Source organism: Phenylobacterium sp. (assembly GCF_004297125.1).
Lineage (GTDB): Bacteria > Pseudomonadota > Alphaproteobacteria > Caulobacterales > Caulobacteraceae > Phenylobacterium.
Genome location: NZ_SCVD01000013.1, coordinates 1 through 1,723, shown reverse-complemented (window position 1 = coordinate 1,723; position 1,723 = coordinate 1). Strand labels below are relative to the sequence as shown.

The following is a 1,723-nucleotide window of genomic DNA, read 5'->3' as shown; positions in this document are numbered from 1 at the left end:
CAGGGCCTGCGCTTCGCGATCCGCGAAGGCGGCCGCACGGTGGGTTCGGGCGTGGTGTCGAAGATCATCAAGTAGGCCACGCGCTTACCTGGGAGATTACGAAGGCCGCCGGGGGCAACCCCGGCGGCCTTTTCCTTGTCCGGATGACATCCGTGTCATGACCGCGAATTAAGCTGCTCCAGGAGGCGCCCCCGACTAGCTTCCGTCCCAACGCTTTCGACTTGGGAGAGGACGATGCGTCTTCAAACGATCCTTCTGGCGGCCGCGGCCGTCTTTTCCGCGGGCGCCGCGGAGGCCGCCTCCATCGAGATCAAGGACGCGGTGGCCCGCGTGACCGTGGTTCCGGAGAACCGCAGCGACATCAAGGTCGAGATTATCAGCCCCAATTCGCGCCTGCCGCTGAGCGTCCGCACCCTGGGCGACCGCACGATCGTCGACGGCGACCTGGACCGGAAGATCCGCAGCTGCCGCGGCTCCGGCGAACGGTCGACGGTCGAGGTCCGCGAGGTCGGCACGGTCGGCTACGCCGAGATGCCCCAGGTGGTGATCCACACGCCGCGTGACGTCCACATCGACACCGGCGGCGCCGTCTTCGGCTCGGTGGGACGCTCGGCCAGCCTCAACCTGGGCAACTCGGGCTGCGGCGACTGGACGGTGGCGAATGTCGAGGGTGACGCCCGCGTCAGCCAGGCCGGCTCGGGCGACACCCGCATGGGCTCCTCGGGTTCGCTGAAGGTGCGCGTGGCAGGCTCGGGGGACGTGGCCACGGCCGACGTCAAGGGCGGCCTCGACATCAGCATCGCGGGCTCCGGCTCGGCGCATGTGAAGTCGGTCTCGGGTCCGCTGGAGATCTCGGTGGCCGGCTCGGGCGACGTGGATATCGCCGGCGGCCGCGCCACGACCATGAAGGTCTCGATCGCCGGTTCGGGCGACGTCGACTTCGACGGCTCGGCCGACAGCCTCAAGGCCCGGATCGCTGGTTCCGGCGACGTCCACGCCGGGCAGGTGAGGGGCGAGGTCTCCAAGACCATCATGGGCTCCGGCTCGGTCCGCATCGGCGACTGAGCGCCATGCGACCTGCCACCCCGGCCGCGGCGGGCCTTCATGTCGTCCGCCCGAGGTAAATGAGGGCGCAGCGCCCTTGACGGGGGCGAGTCGCATAGGTATTACCGCGCCTCCTGTTGGACCGGCTGTGTGCTCCGAAGCGATTTGGGGCGCAGACGCGGCTCGCAGAACGACCTGGGACAGTGCTTTTTACCAAGCGTTTCGGGAGCAGGCCCTCGCGGGTTCGCGCGGGCCTAAATCGTTTGTGCGGACTTTCGCGTACGGGCTCTCTTCGGAGGGACCGGGCTGGTCTTTGAAATGGTCGAGATCACGCGGGCGGGCCGCCGTCTGTAGGGAAATGTAAGAGCGATATGGATCGTCAGAACATCCGCATTCGGCTCAAGGCCTTCGATCACCGCGTGTTGGACCATTCCACCCGCGAGATCGTGAACACGGCCAAGAGGACCGGGGCCACCGTGCGCGGACCGATTCCGCTGCCGACGCGCATCGAGAAATTCACCGTCAACCGTTCGCCGCACATCGACAAGAAGTCGCGCGAGCAGTTCGAAATCCGCACGCACAAGCGCGTGCTCGATATCGTCGACCCCACCCCGCAGACCGTGGACGCGCTGATGAAGCTCGACCTGTCCGCCGGCGTGGACGTCGAGATCAAGCTCTA

At 67.1% G+C, this 1,723-nt stretch carries 3 protein-coding genes; all 3 read left to right on the top strand.

Features of this window, described 5'->3' with window-relative positions; genetic code table 11:
* On the top strand, positions 1-75 hold a 75-nt coding region (locus tag EPO51_RS28050), incomplete at its 5' end, for an EF-Tu C-terminal domain-related protein (RefSeq protein WP_293345760.1).
* A 159-nt stretch (positions 76-234) separates the two neighbouring features.
* Positions 235-1,065 carry a GIN domain-containing protein gene (locus EPO51_RS06815; protein ID WP_293347753.1) on the top strand — a complete coding sequence of 277 codons (831 nt, stop codon included), beginning with the start codon at positions 235-237 and terminating at the stop codon, positions 1,063-1,065.
* A gap of 350 nt (positions 1,066-1,415) precedes the next feature.
* The coding region (gene rpsJ, locus EPO51_RS06810; RefSeq protein ID WP_012521787.1) for a 30S ribosomal protein S10 at positions 1,416-1,723 on the top strand (308 nt) is incomplete at its 3' end.

Bases quoted from the DNA above. Each gene is read 5' to 3' on its own strand.
- EPO51_RS06815 (WP_293347753.1), top strand. From the start codon at position 235: ATGCGTCTTCAAACGATCCTTCTGGCGGCCGCGGCCGTCTTTTCCGCG.